The following is a 25,744-nucleotide window of genomic DNA, read 5'->3' as shown; positions in this document are numbered from 1 at the left end:
TTCTTAACTTTTCCTATACAAATGTTATAATAATATCATGACAAGATTTTTAGATAGTGATGCAATGGGTGACGAAGAATTGGTAGAACGTACACTTCGTCCGCAGTATTTAAGAGAGTATATTGGACAAGATAAGGTTAAAGATCAGCTAAAAATATTTATTGAAGCTGCTAAATTGCGTGATGAGTCATTGGATCATGTGTTATTATTTGGCCCTCCTGGTTTAGGGAAAACAACCATGGCATTTGTAATTGCTAATGAGTTGGGTGTCAATCTCAAACAAACATCAGGTCCTGCAATTGAAAAATCAGGGGATTTAGTAGCCATTTTAAATGATTTAGAACCAGGTGATGTTCTTTTTATTGATGAAATTCATCGTATGCCGATGGCGGTTGAAGAGGTGCTCTATAGTGCAATGGAAGACTTTTATATTGACATTATGATCGGTGCAGGAGAAACTAGTAGAAGTGTTCATCTAGATTTGCCGCCCTTTACCTTAATTGGTGCAACGACACGTGCAGGTATGTTATCTAATCCCTTACGTGCTCGCTTTGGTATTACAGGGCATATGGAGTATTATGAAGAAAATGATTTGACAGAAATTATTGAGCGTACAGCAGACATTTTTGAAATGAAAATTACTTATGAAGCTGCTTCTGAATTAGCGCGTCGCAGTCGTGGAACGCCACGTATCGCTAACCGTTTATTGAAACGTGTTCGAGATTATGCTCAAATCATGGGAGATGGTTTGATAGATGACAATATTACAGATAAAGCATTAACGATGTTAGATGTTGATCACGAGGGGCTTGATTACGTCGATCAAAAAATCTTAAGAACCATGATTGAAATGTATAATGGAGGTCCTGTTGGTTTAGGAACTCTATCCGTTAATATTGCTGAAGAACGAGATACTGTTGAAGACATGTACGAACCTTATTTAATTCAAAAAGGTTTTATTATGCGTACCCGTACCGGTCGTGTAGCTACGGATAAGGCATACGAACATTTAGGTTATCAGCGATTTGATAAATAAAACATAAGTCATTTTAAGGCTAGGGTATCTAGTCTTAATTTTTTAATTTTCATGCAATGTTAAGTATTAGATATGTTGTAGTTATTCTTTGAGCAGTTAAACGTATTATAAGTACCTTTTTTCTGTTATAATAGACCAAAAGGAGTTTGCTATGAAGAAAGTCTGTTTTGTTTGTCTTGGAAATATCTGCCGTAGCCCTATGGCTGAGTTTGTTATGGCGAATTTAGATAAGGAGGATAGCCTCTCGGTTGAGAGTCGTGCGACTTCAACATGGGAGCATGGAAATCCTATACATAGGGGAACGCAAGCGATTTTGCAGCGTTATCAAATTCCTTACACTAACGATAAAGGGTCACAACCTATTTCTAAAGACGATTTAGCATATTTTGATTATATCATCGGTATGGATGAGCAAAATGTCAAGGATTTAAAAGCTCTATCACAAGGAACCTATGATGATAAGATTAGCCTTTTTTGTGATGGTGGTGTTCCTGATCCATGGTATACTGGTGATTTTGAGGAAACCTATCGTCTAGTCAATGATGGCTGTAAACAGTGGTTAACGCTAATAAATAATAGTAGAGATTAAGTAGAAATGAAGAATTTTAAAATAACACGAACTCATCTAGAAATATTATCTTTGATAATTATTGTTGTTTTTGGTTTATCAGTATTTACCTTAACGACTTCTAGTCAAGGAGTCCTTAGCTATGATGGCGGTAAGATAAAATATGTGGGCTCTATTGTTAATCACCATATGACTGGTAAAGGTAAATTAACCTATGAGAATGGGGATTACTATAAGGGCGATTTTGTAAATGGGGTCTTTGAAGGGAAAGGAACATTTGTTTCAGTTCATGGCTGGTCTTATACAGGTGACTTTAAAAAAGGTCAACCTGATGGACAAGGTCGCCTCAATGCTAAAAATAAGAAAGTCTATAAGGGGACATTTAAACAGGGGATTTATCAAAAATGAGAATAAAATGGTTTTCTTTGGTACGTATAACAGGACTACTACTTGTTTTACTTTACCATTTCTTTAAGAATAGTTTTCCAGGAGGATTTGTTGGTGTTGACATCTTCTTTACATTTTCTGGTTTTCTGATTACGGCCTTGTTGATTGATGAATTTTCTAAAACGAAAAAAATTGATTTTGTTAGTTTTTGTCGTAGACGTTTTTACCGTATTTTCCCACCATTAGTATTGATGGTTTTGCTGACAATACCTTTTGTATTTCTGGTTAAAAGCGATTTTAGAGCAAGTATTGGCTCTCAAATTATGACTGCTTTAGGTTTTACCAGCAACTTTTACGAAATCTTGACTGGTGGTAACTACGAAAGTCAATTTATCCCTCACTTATTTGTGCATACCTGGAGTCTTTCTATTGAAGTCCATTTTTATGTTTTATGGGGCTTAACGGTATGGCTCTTATCAAAAAGATCAAAAGATCAAAAGCAATTGAGGGGGACTTTGTTCCTTATTTCCATGGGAGTTTTTGGAGTCAGTTTCCTTACCATGTTTGTTAGAGCCTTTTTCGTTGATAATTTTTCAACGATATATTTCTCTACATTATCACATATATTTCCGTTCTTTTTAGGAGCGATGGTGGCTACAATATCTGGTATTCGAGAGATCACCGGACGATTCAAGAAAAATATCAAAAATCTGACTTTGAAGCATAATTTAATCATGATGGGTAGTGCTTTTGCTGGTCTAATGATTTTAACTTTTGCACTTGATTTTGATAATCGGCTAACATATCTTTTTGGTTTTGTATTGTCTAGCATTTTTGCTAGTGTAATGATTTACAATGCACGTATTTTACACGAGCATACACCAGATATTTCAGAACCTTTCGTGATTACTTATCTTGCTGATATCAGTTACGGTATGTACCTTTTTCATTGGCCATTTTATATTATTTTTAGTCGTTTATCCCCAAACTGGATAGCTGTTATTTTGACAGTAGTATTATCAGCAGTCTTCTCAACATTATCATTTTATATCATTGAACCTTTTATTTTAGGTAGAAAACCTAAATTCCTTGATTATGAATTTGACTTGTTGCCTTACAAAAAGTGGTTATTTAGTATCGGAGGGGTACTAACTCTTATTACTGTAGTGACAATGTTGACAGCTCCAAGTATAGGTAGTTTTGAGACAGAATTATTGCAGAATTCGTTACAACAAGCTAGAACAAATACTAACCGAACACATACACTAGCCGCAGGGGATGCAGGTGCTCTTAGTGATGTGACAGTAATCGGAGATTCAGTTGCCTTAAGGTCAAGTGCTGCTTTTAATAAATTGTTACCAGAAGTACAATTAGATGCTGCGGTGAGTCGTAATTTTAGTAAATCATTTGATATTTTTGAAAACCGTATTCAAAATAAAGCCTTGTCCAAAATTGTTGTTTTGGCAGTTGGTGTGAATTCATTAGATAACTACAAGACAGACTTGAGCCAATTTATTAAATCTTTGCCTAAGGGACACCGTTTGATTATAGTAACACCTTATAATGCTAAAAATATGAGTCAAGTTACGACAGTGCGTGATTATGAACTCTCGCTAATGAAAAAATATAATTACATAACGGTTGCTGACTGGTATAAGGTTGCGACAGAACATCCAGAAATCTGGGGAAATACAGATGGTGTGCATTATAGTGATAGCGATACTACAGGGGCTGATTTATATGTTAGTAACGTCAAAAAAGCTATTCAAAAATCAGCTCAACGAGCTGCAAAATAAACAAGTCCGAGTCATGTACTCGGCTTTTTTTGTGAAAACGAATAATAGATATCTCCGTTTATGGTGATACAAATGAAATCGATTGGCTTTAATCTGAAAATTAGTAATGAAAAAACAAATATAATTAAAGCGCTTTCAAGAAATATTTCCGAAAGATTGAAAAAAAGTTCACAAAAAAGTTGTGAAACTATTTACAAAGTTTTTAAATATGCTATAATAATCTCGTAAACAAATTTGTGAAACATTTAACAAATCAAAAGGAGTCTCAAATGACTGAAAAAACTAAAGCAGTAGAAACTACAGATGTTGCTCTTGCAATTGATACATTGGTTCAAAATGGTTTAAAAGCACTTGATGAGATGCGTCAACTTAATCAAGAACAAGTTGATTATATTGTAGCTAAAGCTTCTGTTGCAGCCTTGGATGCCCATGGAGAACTTGCTCTTCATGCAGTAGAAGAAACTGGTCGTGGTGTCTTTGAAGATAAAGCGACAAAAAATTTATTTGCATGTGAACACGTCGTTAACAACATGCGTCATACAAAGACAGTGGGAGTTATTGAAGAAGACGATGTCACAGGCTTGACATTAATTGCTGAACCAGTGGGAGTTGTCTGTGGTATTACGCCAACAACCAACCCGACTTCAACTGCTATTTTCAAGTCATTAATCTCTCTTAAAACACGTAATCCAATTATTTTTGCCTTCCACCCATCAGCACAAGAATCATCAGCACATGCAGCACGTATTGTTCGTGATGCTGCTATTGCTGCTGGAGCTCCTGAAAATTGTGTCCAATGGATTGAACAACCATCGATTGATGCAACTAATGCTTTGATGAATCATGATGGTATTGCCACTATCCTTGCGACAGGTGGTAATGCGATGGTTAAAGCTGCCTACTCATGTGGGAAACCTGCCCTTGGTGTAGGTGCTGGGAATGTTCCAGCTTATGTTGAAAAATCAGCTAATATCCGTCAAGCTGCTCACGATATTGTTATGTCTAAATCATTTGATAACGGTATGGTATGTGCATCAGAACAGGCTGTTATTATTGATAAAGAAATTTATAAAGAATTTGTTGAAGAATTTAAATCTTATCATACCTATTTCGTTAATAAGAAAGAAAAAGCTCTTCTTGAAGAATTCTGTTTTGGTGCAAAAGCAAATAGCAAAAACTGTGCTGGTGCAAAATTAAATCCAAATATTGTTGGAAAATCAGCAGTTTGGATTGCTGAACAAGCTGGATTTACTGTTCCAGAAGGAACAAATATTCTTGCCGCAGAATGTACTGAAGTTAGTGAAAAAGAACCTTTGACACGTGAAAAACTATCACCTGTTATTGCAGTATTGAAAGCTGAATCTACAGAAGATGGTGTTGAAAAAGCTCGTCAAATGGTTGAGTTTAATGGTCTAGGGCACTCAGCTGCTATTCATACAAAAGATGCAGACTTAGCTCGTGAATTTGGAACTAGAATTCGTGCTATCCGTGTTATTTGGAATTCTCCTTCTACTTTTGGTGGTATTGGGGATGTTTACAATGCTTTCTTGCCATCATTGACTCTTGGTTGTGGTTCGTATGGACGTAACTCAGTTGGTGATAACGTTAGTGCTATAAATCTCTTGAATATCAAAAAAGTAGGAAGACGTAGAAATAATATGCAATGGTTTAAAGTCCCTTCAAAAACATACTTCGAACGTGATTCTATTCAATATTTGCAAAAATGTCGCGATGTTGAACGTGTCATGATTGTTACAGATCACGCCATGGTTGAGCTTGGTTTCTTGGATCGTATCATTGAACAACTTGATCTTCGTCGCAATAAAGTTGTTTATCAGATTTTTGCTGAAGTAGAACCAGATCCAGACATTACAACAGTAATGAAAGGAACAGATTTGATGCGTACCTTCAAACCAGACACTATTATTGCATTAGGTGGTGGTTCTCCTATGGATGCTGCGAAAGTTATGTGGCTCTTCTATGAACAACCAGAAGTTGATTTCCATGACCTCGTTCAAAAATTCATGGATATCCGTAAACGTGCGTTCAAATTCCCAGAACTTGGTAAGAAAACAAAATTTGTTGCTATTCCAACAACTTCTGGAACAGGTTCTGAAGTGACACCATTTGCCGTTATTTCTGACAAAGCAAATAATCGTAAATATCCAATCGCTGATTATTCATTAACACCAACTGTAGCTATCGTTGATCCGGCCCTTGTTATGACTGTTCCTGGTTTTATTGCGGCTGATACGGGTATGGATGTATTGACACATGCAACAGAGGCTTATGTTTCACAGATGGCAAATGATTATACAGACGGACTTGCCCTTCAAGCAATTAAAATTGTGTTTGACTACTTAGAACGCTCAGTAAAAGATGCTGATTTTGAAGCACGTGAAAAGATGCACAATGCGTCAACTATGGCAGGTATGGCTTTCGCCAATGCATTCTTAGGTATTTCTCACTCAATGGCGCATAAAATTGGCGCACAATTCCATACCGTACACGGACGTACAAATGCAATTCTTTTGCCGTATGTTATCCGCTATAATGGAACTCGTCCAGCTAAAACAGCAACATGGCCTAAGTACAATTACTATCGTGCTGATGAAAAGTATCAAGATATCGCTAAATTACTCGGCTTACCAGCAGCAACACCAGAAGAAGCTGTCGAATCATATGCAAAAGCTGTGTATGACCTTGGAACACGTTTAGGTATTAAGATGAATTTCCGCGACCAAGGCATTGATGAAAAAGAATGGAAAGAAAAATCTCGTGAACTAGCTTTCTTAGCATATGAAGATCAATGTTCACCAGCAAATCCACGCCTTCCGATGGTAGATCACATGCAAGAAATCATCGAAGATGCTTATTATGGTTATGAGGAACGTCCAGGACGCCGTAAGTAACAACAGTCGAAGAATCTCACTCTATTGAGTGGGATTTTTAGTTTCAAAAAGATTAACCAGTTAAGAACATTTTCAAAAAATTTTCTGAAAATCACTTGACATAGTTTGTGAAGAATAATACAATATAAAATGTAAACGATTACAAAATAAGATATATTTATTTCTAGGAGGTTTTATCATGAAAGCGGTTGTTGTTAATCAAGCTAGTACAGGTGTTGAAGTTGTTGAGCATGATCTTCCAAAAGTTGGTCATGGTGAAGCGCTTGTAAAAGTAGAATACTGTGGTGTATGCCATACTGATTTACACGTTGCACATGGAGATTTCGGACAGGTACCAGGACGCATTTTGGGTCACGAAGGCATTGGTATAGTAGAAGAAATTGGAGAAGGCGTAACGTCTTTGAGGGTTGGTGATCGTGTCTCTATTGCATGGTTCTTTGAAGGGTGCGGTCATTGCGAATACTGTACTACAGGACGTGAGACGCTTTGTCGTAGTGTTAAAAATGCTGGATACAGTGTTGATGGTGGTATGAGTGAATACGCTATTGTTACCGCGGACTATGCGGTTAAGGTTCCTGAGGGATTAGACCCAGCTCAAGCATCATCAATCACTTGTGCTGGAGTAACAACATACAAGGCTATCAAAGAAGCTGGAGCTGCTCCTGGTCAGTGGATTGCAGTGTATGGTGCAGGTGGTCTTGGAAACTTAGCAGTCCAATATGCAAAAAAAGTATTCAATGCTCATGTTGTAGCTGTTGATATTAACGCAGATAAACTTCAATTAGCTAAAGAGGTTGGAGCAGATTTGACAGTTAATGGCAAAGAAATAAAAGATGTTGCGGCCTATATTCAAGAAAAGACAGGCGGTTGTCATGGAGTGGTTGTGACTGCTGTTTCTAAAGTTGCGTTTAATCAGGCGATTGACAGCGTTCGTGCTGGAGGTACAGTGGTAGCTGTTGGTCTTCCATCAGAATATATGGAATTGAGTATTGTAAAAACAGTACTTGATGGGATTCGCGTGGTTGGTTCCTTAGTTGGAACTCGTAAAGACTTAGAAGAAGCCTTCGCATTTGGAGCAGAAGGCTTGGTAGTACCGGTGGTTGAAAAAGTGCCTGTGGATACAGCTCCTCAAGTATTCGATGAAATGGAAAGAGGATTGATTCAAGGACGTAAAGTTCTTGACTTTACAAAGTGATAATGATGTTACGAACCCCCTTTATTTTAATAAAGGGGGTTAATTATATAACGAACAATGGACATGTTATTAAATTGTGTTACAATAACTAAAAGATATTTATATAAAGAGGGATTCTTATGGCAATAGTATATCAATCAACACGTGATGCTAGTAATAAAGTGACAGCTAGTCAAGCGATTCTAAAGGGATTAGCTGACGATGGAGGACTCTTTACCCCCATCACATTTCCAAAAGTTGATTTAGATTTCACTAAACTTAAGGATGCTTCCTACCAAGAAGTGGCTAAACTCGTTTTGTCAGCTTTTTTTGATGATTTTACTGAACAAGAATTGGATTACTGTATTAGTCAAGCTTATGATACTAAATTTGATACAACTGAAATAGCCCCGATAGTAAAGATTGGAGACCGGTATCACCTTGAATTATTTCACGGTCCTACAATTGCATTTAAAGATATGGCTTTATCCATTCTTCCTTATTTGCTAACAACAGCAGCCAAAAAACAAGGGGTTGATAATAAAATAGTTATTTTAACAGCAACATCAGGTGACACTGGCAAGGCAGCGATGGCAGGTTTTGCAGATGTTCCAGGAACTGAGATTATTGTCTTTTATCCTAAAAATGGTGTTAGTTATATTCAAGAATTGCAGATGATAACACAAGCCGGGCAAAATACTCATGTTGTTGCGATTGAAGGAAATTTTGATGATGCACAGACTTCGGTTAAAGAAATGTTCAATAATTCCATTCTTCGATCAAAATTATCACAGCAGCATATGCAGTTATCATCAGCCAATTCAATGAACATCGGTCGCCTTGTTCCTCAAATTGTTTACTATATATATGCATATGCTCAATTAGTTAAGTCAAAGGAAATCTCAATTGGTCAACCAATTAATTTTAGTGTACCTACAGGAAATTTTGGTAATATTTTAGCAGCATATTATGCTAGTCAAATTGGATTACCTGTTACCAAACTCATTTGTGCCTCAAATGATAATAACGTTCTAACAGATTTTTTTAAGACACAAACCTACGATAAAAATCGAGAATTTAAAGTGACATCAAGTCCCTCTATGGATATTTTGGTCTCCTCTAATCTAGAACGATTAATCTTTCACCTTTTAGGCGATGATGCAGAAACGACTAAAAAATTAATGGAAGATTTAGTGACTACTGGGGAGTATGCCTTAGAGGCTAGGCAAGCAAATATTTTAGAGAGCTTTGTAGCGGGATTTGCGACAGAACAATTTGTTGAATTAGACATCAAACGTTTATTTGACCAGTATCAGTATATAGAGGATCCGCATACAGCTGTAGCATCAGCTGTTTATCAAGCTTATCAGACAGAAACTAAAGATCAAACTCCAACAGTAATTGTGTCGACAGCAAGTCCTTATAAGTTCCCGTGTGTTGTTACAAAGGCTATTACAAATAAAGAAGAGATACAGGATTTCGCTGCTATTTCAATCTTAAACGATTTGTCAGGTGTTTCTTTACCTAGGGCGGTTACAGATCTACAAAAGGCCGAAGTAATCCATAGAACGGTAGTACCTACCTCAAATATGCGAGAAACGGTTGAAGAGTGTCTAGGTTTGAAACAATAATAAAAATACGATTGTTTTAAAATATTTAGAGTGAGAAAGAAACATTTTAGAAATTTTCCCATCACTCTCTTTTTAATGATTCTGGGTAATAGAAAGGAGATACTGTGCGTTATAGTAAAGAGATTATTCAGTTAGCTATACCAGCTATGATTGAAAATATCTTACAAATGCTCATGGGAGTAGTTGATAATTATCTAGTGGCTCAGTTAGGTGTTGTAGCAGTATCAGGTGTTTCAGTTGCTAATAATATAATTACTGTTTATCAAGCTATTTTTATAGCTTTAGGGGCGAGTATAGCAAGTCTATTGGCCAAGTCGTTAGCAGGTAGTGAGAAAGATGATGCAATTTTAGTATGTTCTCAAGCCATTTTCCTAACATTACTGATAGGGGCAGTGTTAGGAATTATCTCGATTGTTTTTGGACAAACTTTCTTTAAACTTTTAGGGACAACAAAAAGTGTCGCACAAGTTGGTGGTTTATATTTAGCAATTGTGGGTGGAGGTGTTGTTACTTTAGGAATGTTAACCACCCTAGGCTCATTTTTACGTGTGCAAGGGCAACCTCGTTTACCAATGTATGTCAGTATTTTTGTCAATTTCCTCAATGCAGTCTTATCAGGTTTTGCTATTTTTGAGTGGCGCTATGGTTTGGTCGGAGTGGCAGTATCAACTCTTATCGCAAGATTAATTGGTATTTGTATCCTTGCGAAGTATCTTCCTATTAAAAAGATAATAAAAAGAATGACTTGGAAAATCAGTGCACAAATTTGGAATCTTGCCTTACCATCAGCAGGAGAACGTCTGATGATGCGAGCTGGAGATGTTGTTATAGTTGCTATTGTTGTTCAGTTAGGTACAAATGTTGTAGCGGGAAATGCTATTGGAGAAACCTTGACACAATTTAATTATATGCCAGGACTTGGCATCGCAACTGCTACAATTATCCTAACTGCAAAATATGTAGGACAAAAAAATAGAGAATCTATAGAAGAAACTATTCAAAGTTCGTATTATATTGGCTTAGTTCTAATGATCCTTATATCAAGTTTTATGCTTCTTGCAGGCAAACCATTGACACAGTTATTTACAAATAATCCTTCTGCCATTAAAGGAAGTTTGATTGTTATTTTGCTATCTTTCGTAGGAGTACCTGCTACTATTGGGACCTTGGTTTATACAGCAGCTTGGCAAGGATTAGGAAATGCTAAACTCCCATTTTACACAACGACTATAGGCATGTGGTTAATCAGAGTAGTTCTTGGTTATTTATTAGGAATAGTTTTTGAATTAGGTTTGCTTGGGGTTTGGATGGCTACGATAGCAGATAATATCTTTAGGTGGCTGTTTTTGAAAGTTCGCTATCATCGATATATTCAAAAAATGTAACCAGAAATGGTTGCATTTTTTTTGAAAAAAAATAAAATAATGCTTGCGTGTGCTGTTTTTTTTTGATATCATATACTGGTGCTGTGTATGAACAGCTTTAGCTATGATGCAAGAGGTTGCGACACGCTAGGTTGCATTGCCACGCAACTCGTGTTGGTTTTCTTGAGGAGCTAGCCTATTATCGTAAATAGACGAGAGGAGAAAAGATGGCAAACAAAAAAATCCGTATCCGTTTGAAAGCGTACGAACACCGTACACTTGATACAGCGGCAGAAAAAATCGTTGAAACTGCAACACGTACAGGTGCTACAGTTGCTGGACCAGTTCCGCTTCCAACTGAACGCAGTCTTTACACAATTATTCGTGCGACTCACAAATATAAAGATTCTCGCGAACAGTTTGAAATGCGTACACACAAACGTTTGGTAGACATCATCAACCCAACACAAAAAACTGTTGATGCTTTGATGAAACTTGATCTTCCAAGTGGTGTCAACGTAGAAATCAAACTTTAATTTGATTTCTGAGCACAAAAAACGCTCGTAAAAAACTTTTTTGAGCACAAAAAACGCTCATAAAAAACTTTTTGAAATAAAATAAGAAAAGGAAATATTTTCTCATGACAAAAGGAATCTTAGGGAAAAAAGTGGGAATGACTCAAATCTTCACTGAATCAGGCGAATTCATCCCTGTTACTGTCATTGAAGCAACTCCAAACGTTGTGCTTCAAGTTAAAACTGTTGAAACAGACGGTTACGAAGCAGTTCAGGTTGGTTTTGATGACAAACGTGAAGTATTGAGTAACAAACCTGCCAAAGGCCATGTTGCAAAAGCAAACACAGCTCCTAAGCGCTTCATTCGTGAATTCAAAAACATTGAAGGCTTAGAAGTTGGTGCAGAATTATCTGTAGAACAATTTGAAGCTGGTGATGTTGTTGACGTCACAGGGACATCAAAAGGTAAAGGTTTCCAAGGTGTTATCAAACGCCATGGTCAATCACGTGGTCCTATGGCTCACGGTTCTCGTTACCATCGTCGTCCAGGTTCTATGGGACCTGTTGCGCCTAACCGCGTTTTCAAAAACAAACGCTTGGCAGGACGTATGGGTGGTAACCGTGTAACAGTTCAAAACCTTGAAATTGTACAAGTTATCCCAGAGAAAAACGTTGTCCTCATCAAAGGTAACGTACCAGGTGCTAAGAAATCTCTTATCACTATCAAATCAGCAGTTAAAGCTGCTAAATAATAAGAAAGGAGAAAACAGTTAAAATGGCAAACGTTAAACTATTTGACCAAACTGGTAAAGAAGTTAGCTCAGTTGAGCTTAACGAAGCTATCTTCGGTATTGAACCAAACGAATCAGTTGTTTTTGATGTTGTAATCAGCCAACGCGCTAGCCTTCGCCAAGGAACTCACGCGGTTAAAAACCGTTCAGCAGTATCTGGTGGTGGACGTAAACCATGGCGTCAAAAAGGAACTGGACGCGCTCGTCAAGGTTCTATCCGCTCACCACAATGGCGTGGTGGTGGTGTTGTCTTTGGACCAACTCCACGTTCATACGGCTACAAACTTCCACAAAAAGTTCGTCGCCTTGCGTTGAAATCAGTTTATTCAGCAAAAGTTGCTGAAGATAAATTTGTAGCTGTAGAAAACCTTTCATTTGCAGCTCCAAAAACTGCTGAATTTGCGTCAGTTCTTTCAGCACTTAGCATTGATTCAAAAGTACTTGTAATCCTTGAAGAAGGTAACGAATTTGCTGCACTTTCAGCGCGTAACCTTCCAAACGTTACAGTTGCTACTGCAACTACTGCAAGTGTTCTTGATATCGTTAACGCAGACAAACTTCTTGTTACTAAAGAAGCAATCTCTACAATCGAGGGGGTTCTTGCATAATGAATTTGTATGACGTAATCAAAAAACCTGTTATCACTGAGAAATCAATGGTTGCTCTTGAAGCAGGGAAATATACATTTGAAGTTGACACACGTGCACACAAACTTTTGATCAAACAAGCTGTTGAAGCTGCATTTGACGGAGTAAAAGTTGCAAGTGTAAACACTGTGACAGTTAAACCAAAAGCAAAACGTGTTGGTCGTTACACAGGTTTCACTTCAAAAACTAAAAAAGCTATCATCACTCTTACAGCTGATTCAAAAGCAATCGAGTTGTTTGCTGCTGAAGCTGAATAATCTAAGGAGGAAATAACGTGGGTATTAAAGTTTATAAACCAACGACAAATGGCCGTCGTAATATGACTTCTTTGGATTTTGCAGAAATCACTACAAACACTCCTGAGAAATCATTGCTTGTTTCACTAAAGAATAAAGCAGGACGTAACAACAACGGACGTATTACTGTTCGTCACCAAGGTGGTGGACACAAACGTCATTACCGTTTGATTGACTTCAAACGTAATAAAGATGGTGTTGAAGCAGTTGTTAAAACAATTGAATACGATCCAAATCGTACTGCAAATATTGCTCTTGTACACTATACTGATGGTGTTAAAGCTTACATCCTTGCGCCTAAAGGCCTTGAAGTAGGTCAACGCATTATTTCTGGTCCAGAAGCAGACATCAAAGTTGGTAACGCACTTCCGCTTGCTAACATTCCAGTCGGTACAGTTATCCATAATATTGAATTGCAACCAGGTAAAGGTGCTGAATTGATTCGTGCCGCTGGTGCTTCTGCTCAAGTACTTGGTCAAGAAGGTAAATATGTTCTTGTTCGCCTTCAATCAGGTGAAGTACGTATGATCCTTGGTACTTGCCGTGCAACAATTGGTACTGTTGGTAATGAACAACAATCACTTGTTAACATTGGTAAAGCAGGACGTAATCGTTGGAAAGGTGTTCGCCCTACAGTTCGTGGTTCTGTAATGAACCCTAACGATCACCCACACGGTGGTGGTGAAGGTAAAGCACCAGTTGGTCGTAAAGCACCATCTACTCCATGGGGTAAACCTGCGCTTGGACTTAAAACTCGTAATAAGAAAGCTAAATCAGACAAACTTATTGTTCGTCGTCGTAACCAAAAATAATAGGTTAATAGCATAATCTTATACAAATCCGCCAGCTCGGTAGTACACTATAGTGTACAGGCCGTTGTGGTACATTATTTAAAGGAGAAAACTACAAAATGGGACGTAGTCTTAAAAAAGGACCTTTCGTCGACGAGCATTTAATGAAAAAAGTTGAAGCTCAAGCAAATGACGAAAAGAAAAAAGTAATCAAAACTTGGTCACGTCGTTCAACGATTTTCCCAAGTTTCATCGGATACACAATCGCAGTTTATGATGGACGTAAACATGTTCCTGTTTATATCCAAGAGGACATGGTAGGTCACAAACTTGGTGAATTTGCACCAACACGTACTTACAAAGGTCACGCAGCTGACGACAAGAAAACACGTCGTTAATAGGAGGAGGACACAATGGCAGAAATTACTTCAGCTAAAGCAATGGCTCGTACAGTGCGTGTTTCACCTCGTAAAACACGTTTAGTACTTGATCTTATCCGTGGTAAGAATGTTGCTGACGCAATCGCAATCTTAAAATTCACTCCAAACAAAGCAGCTCGTGTTATTGAGAAAACTCTTAACTCAGCAATTGCAAATGCAGAAAACAATTTTGGTTTGGAAAAAGCAAACTTGGTAGTATCTGAAACATTCGCTAACGAAGGACCAACAATGAAACGTTTCCGTCCACGTGCGAAAGGTTCAGCTTCACCAATCAACAAACGTACAACTCACGTAACTGTAGTTGTATCAGAAAAATAAGGAGGTAAAATCGTGGGTCAAAAAGTACATCCAATTGGTATGCGTGTCGGAATCATCCGTGACTGGGATGCGAAATGGTATGCTGAAAAAGAATACGCGGATTACCTTCATGAAGATCTTGCAATCCGTAAATTCATTAATAAAGAATTAGCTGACGCATCAGTTTCAACTATTGAAATTGAACGTGCAGTAAACAAAGTTATTGTTTCACTTCACACTGCTAAACCAGGTATAGTTATCGGTAAAGGTGGAGCAAACGTTGACGCTCTTCGTGGTCAACTTAACAAATTAACTGGAAAACAAGTACACATCAACATCATTGAAATCAAACAACCTGATTTAGATGCTCACCTTGTTGGTGAAAACATTGCTCGTCAATTAGAGCAACGTGTTGCTTTCCGTCGTGCTCAAAAACAAGCAATCCAACGTACAATGCGTGCAGGAGCTAAAGGTATTAAAACTCAAGTTTCTGGTCGTTTGAACGGTGCTGATATCGCTCGTGCTGAAGGTTATTCAGAAGGAACTGTTCCACTTCACACGCTTCGTGCTGATATCGACTATGCTTGGGAAGAAGCTGACACAACTTATGGTAAACTTGGCGTTAAAGTTTGGATTTACCGTGGAGAAGTTCTTCCAGCTCGTAAAAACACTAAAGGAGGCAAATAACAAATGTTAGTACCTAAACGTGTTAAACACCGTCGCGAATTCCGTGGAAAAATGCGCGGTGAGGCTAAAGGTGGTAAAGAAGTTTCATTCGGTGAATACGGACTTCAAGCTACAACTAGCCACTGGATTACAAACCGTCAAATCGAAGCTGCCCGTATTGCGATGACTCGTTACATGAAACGTGGTGGTAAAGTTTGGATTAAAATCTTCCCACACAAATCATACACTGCAAAAGCTATCGGTGTACGTATGGGTTCTGGTAAAGGGGCACCTGAAGGTTGGGTAGCACCAGTTAAACGTGGTAAAGTGATGTTTGAAATTGCTGGTGTTTCTGAAGAAGTTGCACGTGAAGCATTACGTCTTGCTAGCCACAAATTACCAGTTAAATGCAAATTCGTAAAACGTGAAGCAGAATAAGGAGAAGACATGAAACTTCAAGAAATTAAAGATTTTGTTAAAGAGCTTCGTGGATTGTCTCAAGAAGAACTTGCTAAGAAAGAAAACGAACTCAAAAAAGAATTGTTTGATCTTCGTTTCCAAGCTGCAGCAGGTCAACTTGAAAAGACTGCTCGCCTTGACGAAGTTAAGAAACAAATTGCACGTGTTAAAACTGTGCAATCAGAAATGAAATAATAGATTGGGAAAGGAGAAATTCTAAATGGAACGTAATCAACGTAAAACTCTTTACGGACGCGTAGTGTCTGACAAGATGGACAAAACAATCACAGTTGTAGTTGAAACTAAACGTAACCACCCAGTCTATGGTAAACGTATCAACTATTCTAAAAAATATAAAGCACATGATGAAAACAACGTTGCTAAAGAAGGCGATATCGTTCGTATCATGGAAACTCGCCCACTTTCAGCTACAAAACGTTTCCGTCTTGTGGAAGTAGTGGAAAAAGCTGTTATTATCTAATCAAACTAAAAGGAGAAAATTGAAATGATTCAACAAGAAACTCGCTTGAAAGTTGCTGATAATAGCGGTGCTCGTGAGATCTTGACTATCAAAGTACTTGGTGGTTCAGGACGTAAATTCGCTAACATCGGTGACGTAATCGTTGCTTCTGTAAAACAAGCTACTCCTGGTGGAGCAGTTAAAAAAGGTGATGTGGTTAAAGCTGTTATCGTTCGTACAAAAACTGGTGCACGCCGCCCAGACGGTTCATACATCAAATTTGACGATAATGCTGCTGTAATCATCCGTGACGATAAAACTCCTCGCGGAACTCGTATCTTTGGCCCAGTTGCACGTGAATTGCGTGAAGGTGGCTACATGAAGATCGTTTCATTGGCACCAGAAGTACTTTAATCTCAGATTAACAAACGTAGTCCCCTAGGATTTCCTAGGGTGCCTTTCGAGGCGTAAGAAAAATAGGAGAAAAACTCAAATGTTTGTAAAAAAAGGCGACAAAGTTCGCGTTATTGCTGGTAAGGACAAAGGCACTGAAGCTGTAGTTCTCAAAGCTCTTCCAAAAGTAAACAAAGTTGTTGTTGAAGGCGTAGCCCTCATCAAGAAACATCAAAAACCAAATAACGAAAACCCTCAAGGCGCTATCGTTGAAAAAGAAGCTCCAATCCATGTGTCAAACGTTCAAGTTCTTGATAAAAATGGTGTAGCAGGACGTGTTGGTTACAAAGTTGTTGACGGCAAAAAAGTTCGTTACAACAAAAAATCAGGCGAAGTGCTTGATTAATCACGAAGGAAAGGAGAAGCATAATGGCAAATCGCTTAAAAGAAAAATATACTAATGAAGTTGTTCCTGCGTTGACAGAAAAATTTAACTATTCATCTGTTATGGCTGTGCCAAAAGTTGAGAAAATCGTTCTTAACATGGGTGTTGGTGATGCTGTATCAAACGCTAAAAATCTTGAGAAAGCTGCTGCTGAGTTAGCACTTATTTCAGGTCAAAAACCACTTATTACTAAAGCTAAGAAATCAATCGCTGGCTTCCGTCTTCGTGAAGGTGTAGCGATCGGTGCAAAAGTTACCCTCCGTGGTGAACGTATGTACGAATTCTTGGATAAATTAGTTTCTGTTTCACTTCCACGTGTACGTGACTTCCATGGTGTTCCAACGAAATCATTTGATGGACGTGGAAACTACACTCTTGGAGTTAAAGAACAATTGATCTTCCCAGAAATCAACTTTGATGACGTTGATAAAGTACGTGGTCTTGATATCGTTATCGTTACTACTGCTAACACTGATGAAGAGTCACGTGAATTGCTAAAAGGCCTTGGAATGCCTTTTGCAAAGTAATCTAGGAGGTAAATAAATTGGCTAAAAAATCTATGATTGCTAAGAACAAACGCCCAGCGAAGTTCTCTACGCAAGCTTACACTCGTTGTGAAAAATGCGGACGTCCACACTCAGTTTACCGCAAATTCCAACTTTGCCGTGTTTGCTTCCGTGACTTGGCTTATAAAGGTCAAGTACCAGGCGTAACTAAAGCATCTTGGTAATAAATTAATGATGCTTTGTGTTTAAAAGGTGTCATTGATAATGGCACTGATTTTTAAACGCAAATATACTAAGACCTAGTCTTACAACGTCCGTAAGGACTCATTAATTAGCAAGTGATTAAATTCAAACTGCTAATAAGAGGAGAATTAAAAAATGGTTATGACTGACCCAATTGCAGACTTTTTAACTCGTATTCGTAATGCTAACCAAGCAAAACATGAAGTGTTAGAAGTACCTGCATCAAACATTAAAAAAGGGATTGCTGATATCCTTAAACGTGAAGGTTTTGTAAAAAACGTTGAAGTTATTGAAGATGACAAACAAGGCATCATCCGTGTGTTCCTTAAATATGGACAAAATGGTGAACGTGTTATCACTAACTTGAAACGTATTTCAAAACCAGGTCTTCGTGTTTATACTAAACATGAAGATATGCCTAAAGTTCTTAACGGACTTGGTATTGCAATTGTATCAACTTCTGAAGGTCTTTTGACTGACAAAGAAGCTCGCCAAAAAAATATTGGTGGAGAAGTACTTGCATATATTTGGTAAAATTTTACCTAAAATGCTCATTGACTCACAGTATAATCCTGTGGTCTCATGAGTCCCCGTGAAAACTAGTTGCTCAAGCAGCTTGACAATTTAACAGGAGAAAATAAACATGTCACGTATTGGTAATAAAGTAATTACATTGCCTGCAGGTGTTGAAATCATTAACAAGGATAATGTTGTTACTGTAAAAGGACCTAAAGGCGAACTCACTCGTGAGTTTAATAAAAATATTGGAATCACTGTTGAAGGGACTGAAGTAACAGTTACTCGTCCTAACGACTCAAAAGAAATGAAAACAATTCATGGTACAACTCGTGCGAACTTGAATAACATGGTTGTTGGTGTTTCTGAAGGTTTCAAAAAAGCTCTTGAAATGCGCGGTGTTGGTTACCGTGCACAACTTCAAGGATCAAAACTTGTTCTTTCTGTTGGTAAGTCTCACCAAGACGAAGTTGAAGCTCCAGAAGGTGTTACTTTTGAAGTGCCAACTCCAACAACAATCAACGTAATTGGTATCAACAAAGAAAGCGTTGGACAAACTGCTGCTTACGTTCGTAGCTTACGTTCACCAGAACCATATAAAGGTAAAGGTATTCGTTACGTTGGTGAATTCGTACGCCGTAAAGAAGGTAAAACAGGTAAATAATAGGATTGATAGATTTTGTAGAATCTTTTCTGCAAATTCTCTATCCTTTCATTTTAATATTGTCATTTTGACATAACAATATATTTAAGAGGTGAAAATTGTGATTTCGAAACCAGATAAAAATAAAATCCGCCAAAAACGCCACCGTCGCGTTCGCGGTAAACTCTCTGGAACTGCTGATCGCCCACGTTTGAACATTTTCCGTTCTAATACAGGCATCTACGCTCAAGTAATTGATGACGTAGCGGGTGTAACGCTCGCAAGTGCATCAACTCTTGATAAAGAAGTTTCTAACGGAACAAAAACAGAACAAGCCGTTCTTGTCGGTAAACTTGTTGCTGAACGCGCAGTAGCTAAAGGTATTTCTGAAGTGGTGTTTGACCGCGGTGGATATCTCTATCACGGACGTGTAAAAGCTTTGGCTGACTCAGCTCGTGAAAACGGATTGAAATTCTAATAGGGAGGACACTTAATAATGGCATTTAAAGATAATGCAGTAGAACTTGAAGAGCGCGTTGTTGCGATTAACCGCGTTACAAAAGTTGTTAAAGGTGGACGTCGTCTACGTTTTGCAGCTCTTGTAGTTGTTGGTGACCGTAATGGTCGTGTTGGTTTCGGTACAGGTAAAGCTCAAGAAGTACCAGAAGCTATTCGCAAAGCTGTTGAAGCTGCTAAGAAAAACATGGTTGAAGTTCCTATGGTCGGTACAACAATTCCTCACGAAGTTCGTTCAGAATTTGGTGGAGCGAAAGTATTGTTGAAACCAGCTGTTGAGGGTGCTGGGGTTGCCGCTGGTGGTGCTGTTCGTGCCGTCATCGAATTAGCAGGTGTTGCAGATATTACATCTAAATCACTTGGTTCAAACACTCCAATCAACATTGTTCGCGCAACTGTTGAGGGCTTGAAACAATTAAAACGTGCAGAAGAAGTTGCTGCTTTACGTGGCATTTCTGTTTCTGACTTAGCATAAGAAAGGGGATTATAATGGCTCAAATTAAAATTACTTTGACTAAGTCTCCAATCGGTCGCAAACCAGAACAACGTAAAACAGTTGTTGCCCTTGGACTTGGTAAATTAAATTCTTCAGTTGTTAAGGAAGATAATGCTGCCATCCGTGGTATGGTTAACGCTATCTCTCACTTAGTAACTGTTGAAGAAGCTTAATTAAATGCTAAATCGCACTGATTGTTATTGGTGCGATTTAAACAAATCGTATAGGCGAGTCTTTGCGGGGAGTACCTTTCCCCTCGTAAAGGCGTTAGCATTTTACAAATAAGGAGAAAAAATAATGAAACTTCATGAATTAAAACCTGCAGAAGGATCACGTAAAGTCCGCAATCGTGTGGGTCGCGGTACATCTTCAGGTAATGGTAAAACTTCCGGACGTGGTCAAAAAGGACAAAAATCGCGTAGTGGTGGTGGAGTACGCCTTGGTTTTGAAGGTGGACAAACTCCATTGTTCCGTCGTATGCCAAAACGTGGGTTCTCAAACATCAATGCAAAAGAATATGCTCTTGTGAACCTTGACCAATTAAATGTCTTTGAAGATGGTACTGAAGTAACTCCAGTTGTTCTTAAAGAAGCTGGAATTGTGCGTGCTGAAAAATCAGGCGTTAAAATTCTTGGTAATGGTGAATTAACTAAGAAATTGTCTGTTAAAGCAGCTAAATTTTCTAAATCTGCTGAAGCAGCTATCACTGCTAAAGGTGGTTCAATCGAAGTCATCTAATTAATGAGAGGTAACTCATTATGTTTTTAAAATTACTTAGAGATGCACTCAAAGTAAAGATGGTAAGAAATAAAATTTTATTTACTATCTTTATCCTTCTTGTATTTCGTATCGGAACGCATATCACAGTACCGGGCATCAATGTTAAGAGTTTAGAACAAATGGGTGAACTTCCATTTCTAAATATGCTTAACTTAGTTAGTGGTAATGCAATGAGAAACTTTTCGGTATTCTCTATGGGAGTTAGCCCATACATTACTGCGTCTATTGTTGTTCAGCTACTTCAAATGGATATTCTTCCGAAGTTTGTTGAATGGGGAAAACAAGGAGAGGTAGGTCGTCGTAAGCTTAACCAAGCTACACGTTATATTTCTTTGTTCCTTGCATTCGTACAATCAATTGGTATTACTGCTGGTTTTAACACTCTATCAAGTGTTGCTTTAGTTAAAACTCCGAATGTACAAACATATTTGCTTATTGGTGCAATCCTTACAACAGGTAGTATGGTGGTTACTTGGCTAGGTGAACAAATTACTGATAAGGGATTCGGAAATGGAGTGTCTATGATTATCTTTGCGGGTATCATTTCTTCCATTCCAAGTGCAATTACAACTATCTACGAAGATTTCTTTGTAAATGTACGCTCTTCAGCAATTACAAATTCTTACATCTTTGTCGGGATTCTTATTGTAGCAGTATTAGCAATTGTATTTTTTACAACATTTATTCAACAAGCTGAATACAAAATTCCAATCCAATATACAAAACTTGTTCAAGGAGCTCCTACAAGTTCATATCTTCCTCTAAAAGTAAATCCAGCTGGTGTTATTCCCGTTATCTTTGCTAGCTCGATTACAACAATTCCAAGTACGATTATTCCTTTCTTTCAAAATGGTAAAGAAATTCCTTGGCTTACTAAACTCCAAGAATTACTTAATTATCAAACCCCAGTCGGTATGATTATCTATGCTATCTTGATTATTCTGTTCTCTTTCTTCTATACTTTTGTACAAGTAAACCCTGAAAAGACAGCAGAGAATCTTCAAAAAAATTCGTCCTACATTCCAAGTATTCGACCAGGACGAGAAACAGAAGAATATATGTCATCGCTATTGAAAAAATTAGCAACAATTGGTTCAGTATTTCTAGCATTTATTTCCTTGTTACCAATTATTGCTCAACAAGCGTTGCATTTGTCATCAAGTATTGCGTTAGGTGGGACAAGCTTACTCATTTTGATTGCAACAGGTATTGAAGGTATGAAACAACTCGAGGGCTATCTTTTGAAGAGACGCTATGTTGGATTCATGAATACAACAGAATAGAATATAGGTTGACTCTGTCAACCTTCTATTTTGTTTTTTAATAAGTCCGACATGCTGTGTTGGATTTATTTAAAAACAAAATAAGGAGACTATAATGAATCTTTTAATTATGGGTTTGCCTGGTGCTGGTAAAGGTACTCAAGCAGCTAAGATTGTTGAAGAATTTGGTGTTGCTCACATCTCAACAGGGGATATGTTCCGCGCCGCAATGGCTAATCAAACCGAAATGGGACGTTTAGCTAAAAGTTATATTGATAAAGGTGAATTGGTTCCTGATGAAGTAACAAACGGGATTGTAAAAGAGCGCTTAGCTGAGGATGATATCGCAGAAAAAGGTTTTTTACTTGATGGATATCCACGTACTATTGAACAAGCACACGCCTTAGATGCTACGCTTGAAGAACTAGGACTACGCTTAGATGGTGTTATTAATATTAAAGTGGATCCATCAAGTCTTATAGAGCGTTTGAGTGGTCGTATTATCAATCGTAAAACTGGTGAAACTTTCCACAAAGTGTTCAACCCACCAGTAGATTATAAAGAAGAAGATTACTATCAACGTGAAGATGATAAGCCTGAAACTGTCAAACGTCGCTTGGACGTTAATATTGCTCAAGGAGAACCTATTCTTGAACACTATCGTAAGCTTGGTCTTGTTACAGATATTGAAGGTAATCAAGAAATAACAGAAGTTTTTGCAGATGTTGAAAAAGCGTTGCTAGAACTCAAATAAATTATGCTAATCTACTTGCATAAGTAGATTAGTAATGATATACTAAGTTAGTCTGACTTATAATTGTTACCTCTTTATAGAGGACATCAAATCGAAATTTAGGGGGTACTTTTGCGTGGCAAAAGAAGATGTGATTGAAATTGAAGGTAAAGTTGTTGAAACTATGCCTAATGCAATGTTTACTGTTGAGTTGGAAAATGGACACCAAATTTTGGCAACTGTATCAGGAAAAATCCGTAAAAACTACATCCGTATTTTGGTAGGTGATCGTGTTACTGTTGAAATGAGCCCATACGATTTAACACGTGGACGCATCACATACCGCTTTAAATAGTCGAAATAATTGGAGGGATTAAAACATGAAGGTAAGACCATCGGTTAAACCAATTTGCGAATACTGTAAAGTTATTCGTCGTAACGGTCGTGTTATGGTAATTTGTCCGACAAATCCAAAACACAAACAACGTCAAGGATAATATAGAAAGGAGATAAAATGGCTCGTATTGCTGGAGTTGATATTCCAAATGACAAACGTGTAGTAATTTCACTTACTTATGTATACGGAATTGGTCTTTCTACATCTAAAAAAATCTTAGCAGCTGCAGGTATTTCTGAAGATATCCGCGTTAAAGATTTGACACCAGATCAAGAGGACGCTATCCGTCGTGAAGTTGATGCAATCAAAGTTGAAGGTGACCTACGTCGTGAGGTAAACTTGAATATTAAACGTTTGATGGAAATCGGTTCATACCGTGGAATCCGTCACCGTCGTGGACTTCCTGTCCGTGGACAAAATACTAAAAATAACGCTCGCACTCGTAAAGGTAAAGCTGTTGCGATTGCAGGTAAGAAAAAATAAAATAGGAGGTAAAACAATTGGCTAAACCAACACGCAAACGTCGTGTGAAAAAGAACATCGAATCTGGTGTTGCTCATATTCACGCTACATTCAATAACACTATTGTTATGATTACAGATGTGCATGGTAACGCTCTTGCATGGTCATCAGCTGGTGCTCTTGGATTTAAAGGTTCTCGTAAATCTACTCCATTTGCTGCTCAAATGGCTGCTGAAGCTGCTGCTAAATCTGCACAAGAACACGGTCTTAAAACTGTTGAAGTTACTGTAAAAGGTCCTGGTTCAGGTCGTGAATCTGCTATCCGTGCCCTTGCTGCAGCTGGTCTTGAAGTAACTGCAATTCGTGATGTGACTCCTGTACCACATAATGGTGCTCGTCCTCCAAAACGTCGTCGTGTATAATCATAGCATTTTATAGTACACAACTTTTCGTTTAAGAGGGAGTAACTAAATGATTGAGTTTGAAAAACCAATAATAACAAAAATTGATGAAAATAAAGATTACGGCAGATTTGTCATCGAACCACTAGAACGTGGCTACGGTACAACTCTAGGAAACTCTCTTCGTCGTGTGCTTCTGTCTTCACTTCCAGGTGCAGCAGTCACATCAATCAAAATTGATGGAGTATTACACGAATTTGATACTATCCCAGGTGTACGTGAAGATGTGATGCAAATCATCCTTAATGTAAAAGGACTTGCTGTGAAATCTTACGTCGAAGACGAAAAGATTATCGAACTAGACGTTGAAGGTCCTGCAGAAATTACTGCCGGAGATATTTTAACAGATAGTGATATCGAAATTGTAAACCCTGACCATTATCTTTTCACAATTGCTGAAGGTCACAGTTTGAAAGCAACAATGACAGTTGCTAAAAACCGAGGTTATGTTCCAGCAGAAGGAAATAAAAAAGATGATGCACCAGTGGGAACCTTGGCTGTAGATTCAATCTATACACCAGTGAAAAAAGTTAATTATCAAGTTGAACCTGCTCGTGTAGGTAGTAACGATGGCTTTGATAAATTAACTATTGAAATCATGACAAATGGCACAATCATTCCTGAGGATGCTCTTGGTCTTTCAGCTCGCGTCTTAATTGAACACTTAAACTTGTTTACTGATTTAACAGAGGTTGCTAAAGCAACTGAAGTAATGAAGGAAACAGAGAAAGTGAACGATGAGAAAGTGCTTGACCGCACAATTGAGGAACTTGATTTGTCAGTGCGCTCATATAACTGTTTAAAACGTGCTGGAATTAATACAGTATTTGATTTAACAGAAAAAACTGAGCCTGAAATGATGAAAGTCCGAAACTTAGGACGTAAGAGTCTTGAAGAAGTTAAAATCAAACTTGCCGATCTAGGTCTTGGATTAAAAAACGATAAATAAAATAGGAGGACATAATGGCTTACCGTAAACTAGGACGCACTAGCTCACAACGTAAGGCAATGCTTCGTGATTTGACAACCGATCTTCTTATCAACGAATCAATTGTAACTACTGAAGCACGTGCTAAAGAAATCCGTAAAACAGTTGAAAAAATGATTACTCTAGGTAAACGTGGTGATTTACATGCTCGTCGTCAAGCTGCTGCTTATGTACGTAATGAAATTGCATCAGAAAACTATGATGAAGCTTCTGATAAATATACATCAACAACAGCTCTTCAAAAACTTTTTGACGACATCGCACCTCGTTATGCTGAACGTAACGGAGGATACACTCGTATTCTTAAAACAGAACCACGCCGTGGCGATGCTGCCCCAATGGCAATTATTGAATTAGTATAATTTTTATCAATTTTGTTGAGTGTTATGATGATGGAATCAATTGATTCTTAGTCTAGCTCTGGTCTACCGCTGAGAATTATTCTCAGCGGGAACACTCATCATATATTGTTAAATAGGTAACGCTTGTTTACGAAATACAAACAATTTTGTTTATATTTCGTAAGCAGGCGTTTTATGCATTATTATATTTATTGGATATTTACGATGAGCAAAGAATTTAATCGCTAGATTACATTTCTCAATAGTGGTTATATAATTTCTCTTAATTGAATATAGAGGCATAGTTATATCTATACTAAATTTATAAAATA

37 protein-coding genes are annotated in these 25,744 nt (G+C 37.8%); all 37 read left to right on the top strand.

Annotation, left to right across the window (positions count from 1 at the left end; genetic code table 11):
* The first annotated feature begins 37 nt into the window (after positions 1-37).
* Positions 38-1,036, top strand: a complete 999-nt coding sequence (ruvB, locus tag HMPREF9171_RS103165; RefSeq protein WP_000196633.1) for a Holliday junction branch migration DNA helicase RuvB — start codon at positions 38-40, stop codon at positions 1,034-1,036.
* A gap of 151 nt (positions 1,037-1,187) precedes the next feature.
* A complete protein-coding gene (locus tag HMPREF9171_RS103170; RefSeq protein ID WP_000754818.1) occupies positions 1,188-1,625 on the top strand; it encodes a low molecular weight protein-tyrosine-phosphatase in 438 nt (145 codons plus the stop codon).
* A 6-nt stretch (positions 1,626-1,631) separates the two neighbouring features.
* Positions 1,632-2,012: an MORN repeat-containing protein gene (locus tag HMPREF9171_RS103175; protein ID WP_000787702.1), complete on the top strand. Its 381-nt coding sequence runs from the start codon at positions 1,632-1,634 to the stop codon at positions 2,010-2,012.
* Complete coding sequence (locus tag HMPREF9171_RS103180) at positions 2,009-3,787, top strand: acyltransferase family protein (protein WP_001220906.1); 1,779 nt, start codon at positions 2,009-2,011, stop codon at positions 3,785-3,787. Before HMPREF9171_RS103175 ends, HMPREF9171_RS103180 begins: the two co-directional genes overlap by 4 nt.
* Positions 3,788-4,056: 269 nt before the next feature.
* Complete coding sequence (gene adhE / locus HMPREF9171_RS103185) at positions 4,057-6,699, top strand: bifunctional acetaldehyde-CoA/alcohol dehydrogenase (protein WP_000137036.1); 2,643 nt, start codon at positions 4,057-4,059, stop codon at positions 6,697-6,699.
* A 178-nt stretch (positions 6,700-6,877) separates the two neighbouring features.
* Entirely contained in the window at positions 6,878-7,894 is a 1,017-nt protein-coding gene (gene adhP, locus HMPREF9171_RS103190) for an alcohol dehydrogenase AdhP (RefSeq protein WP_000649193.1), read from the top strand.
* Between the two features lie 119 nt (positions 7,895-8,013).
* Positions 8,014-9,504, top strand: a complete 1,491-nt coding sequence (thrC, locus tag HMPREF9171_RS103195; protein WP_001029131.1) for a threonine synthase — start codon at positions 8,014-8,016, stop codon at positions 9,502-9,504.
* Positions 9,505-9,608: 104 nt separating this feature from the next.
* Positions 9,609-10,889 carry an MATE family efflux transporter gene (locus HMPREF9171_RS103200; protein WP_001270712.1) on the top strand — a complete coding sequence of 427 codons (1,281 nt, stop codon included), beginning with the start codon at positions 9,609-9,611 and terminating at the stop codon, positions 10,887-10,889.
* Positions 10,890-11,095: 206 nt separating this feature from the next.
* The gene (gene rpsJ, locus HMPREF9171_RS103205) at positions 11,096-11,404 is read left to right on the top strand and encodes a 30S ribosomal protein S10 (RefSeq protein WP_001284518.1); all 309 of its coding nucleotides are present in this window, start codon (positions 11,096-11,098) and stop codon (positions 11,402-11,404) included.
* Between the two features lie 104 nt (positions 11,405-11,508).
* Positions 11,509-12,135 carry a 50S ribosomal protein L3 gene (gene rplC, locus HMPREF9171_RS103210; protein WP_000160205.1) on the top strand — a complete coding sequence of 209 codons (627 nt, stop codon included), beginning with the start codon at positions 11,509-11,511 and terminating at the stop codon, positions 12,133-12,135.
* Between the two features lie 23 nt (positions 12,136-12,158).
* Complete coding sequence (gene rplD / locus HMPREF9171_RS103215; protein ID WP_000024418.1) at positions 12,159-12,782, top strand: 50S ribosomal protein L4; 624 nt, start codon at positions 12,159-12,161, stop codon at positions 12,780-12,782.
* Entirely contained in the window at positions 12,782-13,078 is a 297-nt protein-coding gene (locus tag HMPREF9171_RS103220) for a 50S ribosomal protein L23 (protein WP_001055343.1), read from the top strand. Before rplD ends, HMPREF9171_RS103220 begins: the two co-directional genes overlap by 1 nt.
* A 17-nt stretch (positions 13,079-13,095) precedes the next feature.
* The gene (gene rplB, locus HMPREF9171_RS103225; protein WP_000511737.1) at positions 13,096-13,929 is read left to right on the top strand and encodes a 50S ribosomal protein L2; all 834 of its coding nucleotides are present in this window, start codon (positions 13,096-13,098) and stop codon (positions 13,927-13,929) included.
* A gap of 98 nt (positions 13,930-14,027) precedes the next feature.
* Entirely contained in the window at positions 14,028-14,306 is a 279-nt protein-coding gene (gene rpsS, locus HMPREF9171_RS103230; protein ID WP_000533765.1) for a 30S ribosomal protein S19, read from the top strand.
* A gap of 15 nt (positions 14,307-14,321) precedes the next feature.
* A complete protein-coding gene (rplV, locus tag HMPREF9171_RS103235) occupies positions 14,322-14,666 on the top strand; it encodes a 50S ribosomal protein L22 (RefSeq protein WP_000818141.1) in 345 nt (114 codons plus the stop codon).
* 12 nt (positions 14,667-14,678) lie between these two features.
* On the top strand, positions 14,679-15,332 hold the full coding sequence (gene rpsC, locus HMPREF9171_RS103240; RefSeq protein WP_000529925.1) for a 30S ribosomal protein S3: 654 nt from the start codon (positions 14,679-14,681) through the stop codon (positions 15,330-15,332).
* Between the two features lie 3 nt (positions 15,333-15,335).
* On the top strand, positions 15,336-15,749 hold the full coding sequence (gene rplP / locus HMPREF9171_RS103245) for a 50S ribosomal protein L16 (protein WP_000960950.1): 414 nt from the start codon (positions 15,336-15,338) through the stop codon (positions 15,747-15,749).
* 9 nt (positions 15,750-15,758) lie between these two features.
* Positions 15,759-15,965: a 50S ribosomal protein L29 gene (gene rpmC / locus HMPREF9171_RS103250; RefSeq protein ID WP_000775731.1), complete on the top strand. Its 207-nt coding sequence runs from the start codon at positions 15,759-15,761 to the stop codon at positions 15,963-15,965.
* 25 nt (positions 15,966-15,990) lie between these two features.
* Entirely contained in the window at positions 15,991-16,251 is a 261-nt protein-coding gene (gene rpsQ / locus HMPREF9171_RS103255; RefSeq protein ID WP_000440811.1) for a 30S ribosomal protein S17, read from the top strand.
* Positions 16,252-16,275: 24 nt separating this feature from the next.
* Complete coding sequence (rplN, locus tag HMPREF9171_RS103260; RefSeq protein WP_000615920.1) at positions 16,276-16,644, top strand: 50S ribosomal protein L14; 369 nt, start codon at positions 16,276-16,278, stop codon at positions 16,642-16,644.
* Positions 16,645-16,723: 79 nt separating this feature from the next.
* Positions 16,724-17,029: a 50S ribosomal protein L24 gene (rplX, locus tag HMPREF9171_RS103265; protein WP_000497687.1), complete on the top strand. Its 306-nt coding sequence runs from the start codon at positions 16,724-16,726 to the stop codon at positions 17,027-17,029.
* Between the two features lie 23 nt (positions 17,030-17,052).
* Positions 17,053-17,595, top strand: a complete 543-nt coding sequence (rplE, locus tag HMPREF9171_RS103270; protein ID WP_000013545.1) for a 50S ribosomal protein L5 — start codon at positions 17,053-17,055, stop codon at positions 17,593-17,595.
* A gap of 17 nt (positions 17,596-17,612) precedes the next feature.
* Positions 17,613-17,798 (top strand): type Z 30S ribosomal protein S14, encoded by a 186-nt coding sequence (locus HMPREF9171_RS103275; protein ID WP_001085698.1) that lies wholly within the window; start codon positions 17,613-17,615, stop codon positions 17,796-17,798.
* A 154-nt stretch (positions 17,799-17,952) separates the two neighbouring features.
* Complete coding sequence (gene rpsH, locus HMPREF9171_RS103280; protein ID WP_000245500.1) at positions 17,953-18,351, top strand: 30S ribosomal protein S8; 399 nt, start codon at positions 17,953-17,955, stop codon at positions 18,349-18,351.
* A 109-nt stretch (positions 18,352-18,460) separates the two neighbouring features.
* Complete coding sequence (rplF, locus tag HMPREF9171_RS103285) at positions 18,461-18,997, top strand: 50S ribosomal protein L6 (protein WP_000086620.1); 537 nt, start codon at positions 18,461-18,463, stop codon at positions 18,995-18,997.
* Between the two features lie 100 nt (positions 18,998-19,097).
* On the top strand, positions 19,098-19,454 hold the full coding sequence (gene rplR / locus HMPREF9171_RS103290) for a 50S ribosomal protein L18 (protein ID WP_025193631.1): 357 nt from the start codon (positions 19,098-19,100) through the stop codon (positions 19,452-19,454).
* An 18-nt stretch (positions 19,455-19,472) separates the two neighbouring features.
* Positions 19,473-19,967, top strand: coding sequence for a 30S ribosomal protein S5 (gene rpsE, locus HMPREF9171_RS103295; RefSeq protein ID WP_000874200.1), 495 nt, complete (start codon positions 19,473-19,475; stop codon positions 19,965-19,967).
* Between the two features lie 14 nt (positions 19,968-19,981).
* A complete protein-coding gene (gene rpmD, locus HMPREF9171_RS103300; RefSeq protein ID WP_000057245.1) occupies positions 19,982-20,161 on the top strand; it encodes a 50S ribosomal protein L30 in 180 nt (59 codons plus the stop codon).
* Between the two features lie 124 nt (positions 20,162-20,285).
* The gene (rplO, locus tag HMPREF9171_RS103305; RefSeq protein WP_000766096.1) at positions 20,286-20,726 is read left to right on the top strand and encodes a 50S ribosomal protein L15; all 441 of its coding nucleotides are present in this window, start codon (positions 20,286-20,288) and stop codon (positions 20,724-20,726) included.
* Between the two features lie 20 nt (positions 20,727-20,746).
* Entirely contained in the window at positions 20,747-22,051 is a 1,305-nt protein-coding gene (secY, locus tag HMPREF9171_RS103310) for a preprotein translocase subunit SecY (RefSeq protein ID WP_000478891.1), read from the top strand.
* A 94-nt stretch (positions 22,052-22,145) separates the two neighbouring features.
* On the top strand, positions 22,146-22,784 hold the full coding sequence (locus tag HMPREF9171_RS103315; protein WP_001050423.1) for an adenylate kinase: 639 nt from the start codon (positions 22,146-22,148) through the stop codon (positions 22,782-22,784).
* 115 nt (positions 22,785-22,899) lie between these two features.
* Complete coding sequence (gene infA, locus HMPREF9171_RS103320; RefSeq protein ID WP_001040189.1) at positions 22,900-23,118, top strand: translation initiation factor IF-1; 219 nt, start codon at positions 22,900-22,902, stop codon at positions 23,116-23,118.
* 25 nt (positions 23,119-23,143) lie between these two features.
* Complete coding sequence (rpmJ, locus tag HMPREF9171_RS1000000113715; RefSeq protein ID WP_000868345.1) at positions 23,144-23,260, top strand: 50S ribosomal protein L36; 117 nt, start codon at positions 23,144-23,146, stop codon at positions 23,258-23,260.
* A gap of 17 nt (positions 23,261-23,277) precedes the next feature.
* Positions 23,278-23,643, top strand: coding sequence for a 30S ribosomal protein S13 (gene rpsM / locus HMPREF9171_RS103325; protein WP_000090785.1), 366 nt, complete (start codon positions 23,278-23,280; stop codon positions 23,641-23,643).
* A gap of 17 nt (positions 23,644-23,660) precedes the next feature.
* A complete protein-coding gene (rpsK, locus tag HMPREF9171_RS103330; RefSeq protein WP_001118387.1) occupies positions 23,661-24,044 on the top strand; it encodes a 30S ribosomal protein S11 in 384 nt (127 codons plus the stop codon).
* A 49-nt stretch (positions 24,045-24,093) separates the two neighbouring features.
* Positions 24,094-25,032, top strand: coding sequence for a DNA-directed RNA polymerase subunit alpha (locus tag HMPREF9171_RS103335; RefSeq protein ID WP_000568977.1), 939 nt, complete (start codon positions 24,094-24,096; stop codon positions 25,030-25,032).
* 14 nt (positions 25,033-25,046) lie between these two features.
* Positions 25,047-25,433 carry a 50S ribosomal protein L17 gene (gene rplQ / locus HMPREF9171_RS103340; protein ID WP_000331497.1) on the top strand — a complete coding sequence of 129 codons (387 nt, stop codon included), beginning with the start codon at positions 25,047-25,049 and terminating at the stop codon, positions 25,431-25,433.
* Positions 25,434-25,744: the final 311 nt, after the last annotated feature.

It is taken from the genome of Streptococcus agalactiae ATCC 13813 (assembly GCF_000186445.1).
Taxonomy (GTDB): domain Bacteria; phylum Bacillota; class Bacilli; order Lactobacillales; family Streptococcaceae; genus Streptococcus; species Streptococcus agalactiae.
The sequence above is the reverse complement of the archived record's forward strand: the minus strand, read 5'-3'. Positions and strand labels throughout refer to the sequence as shown.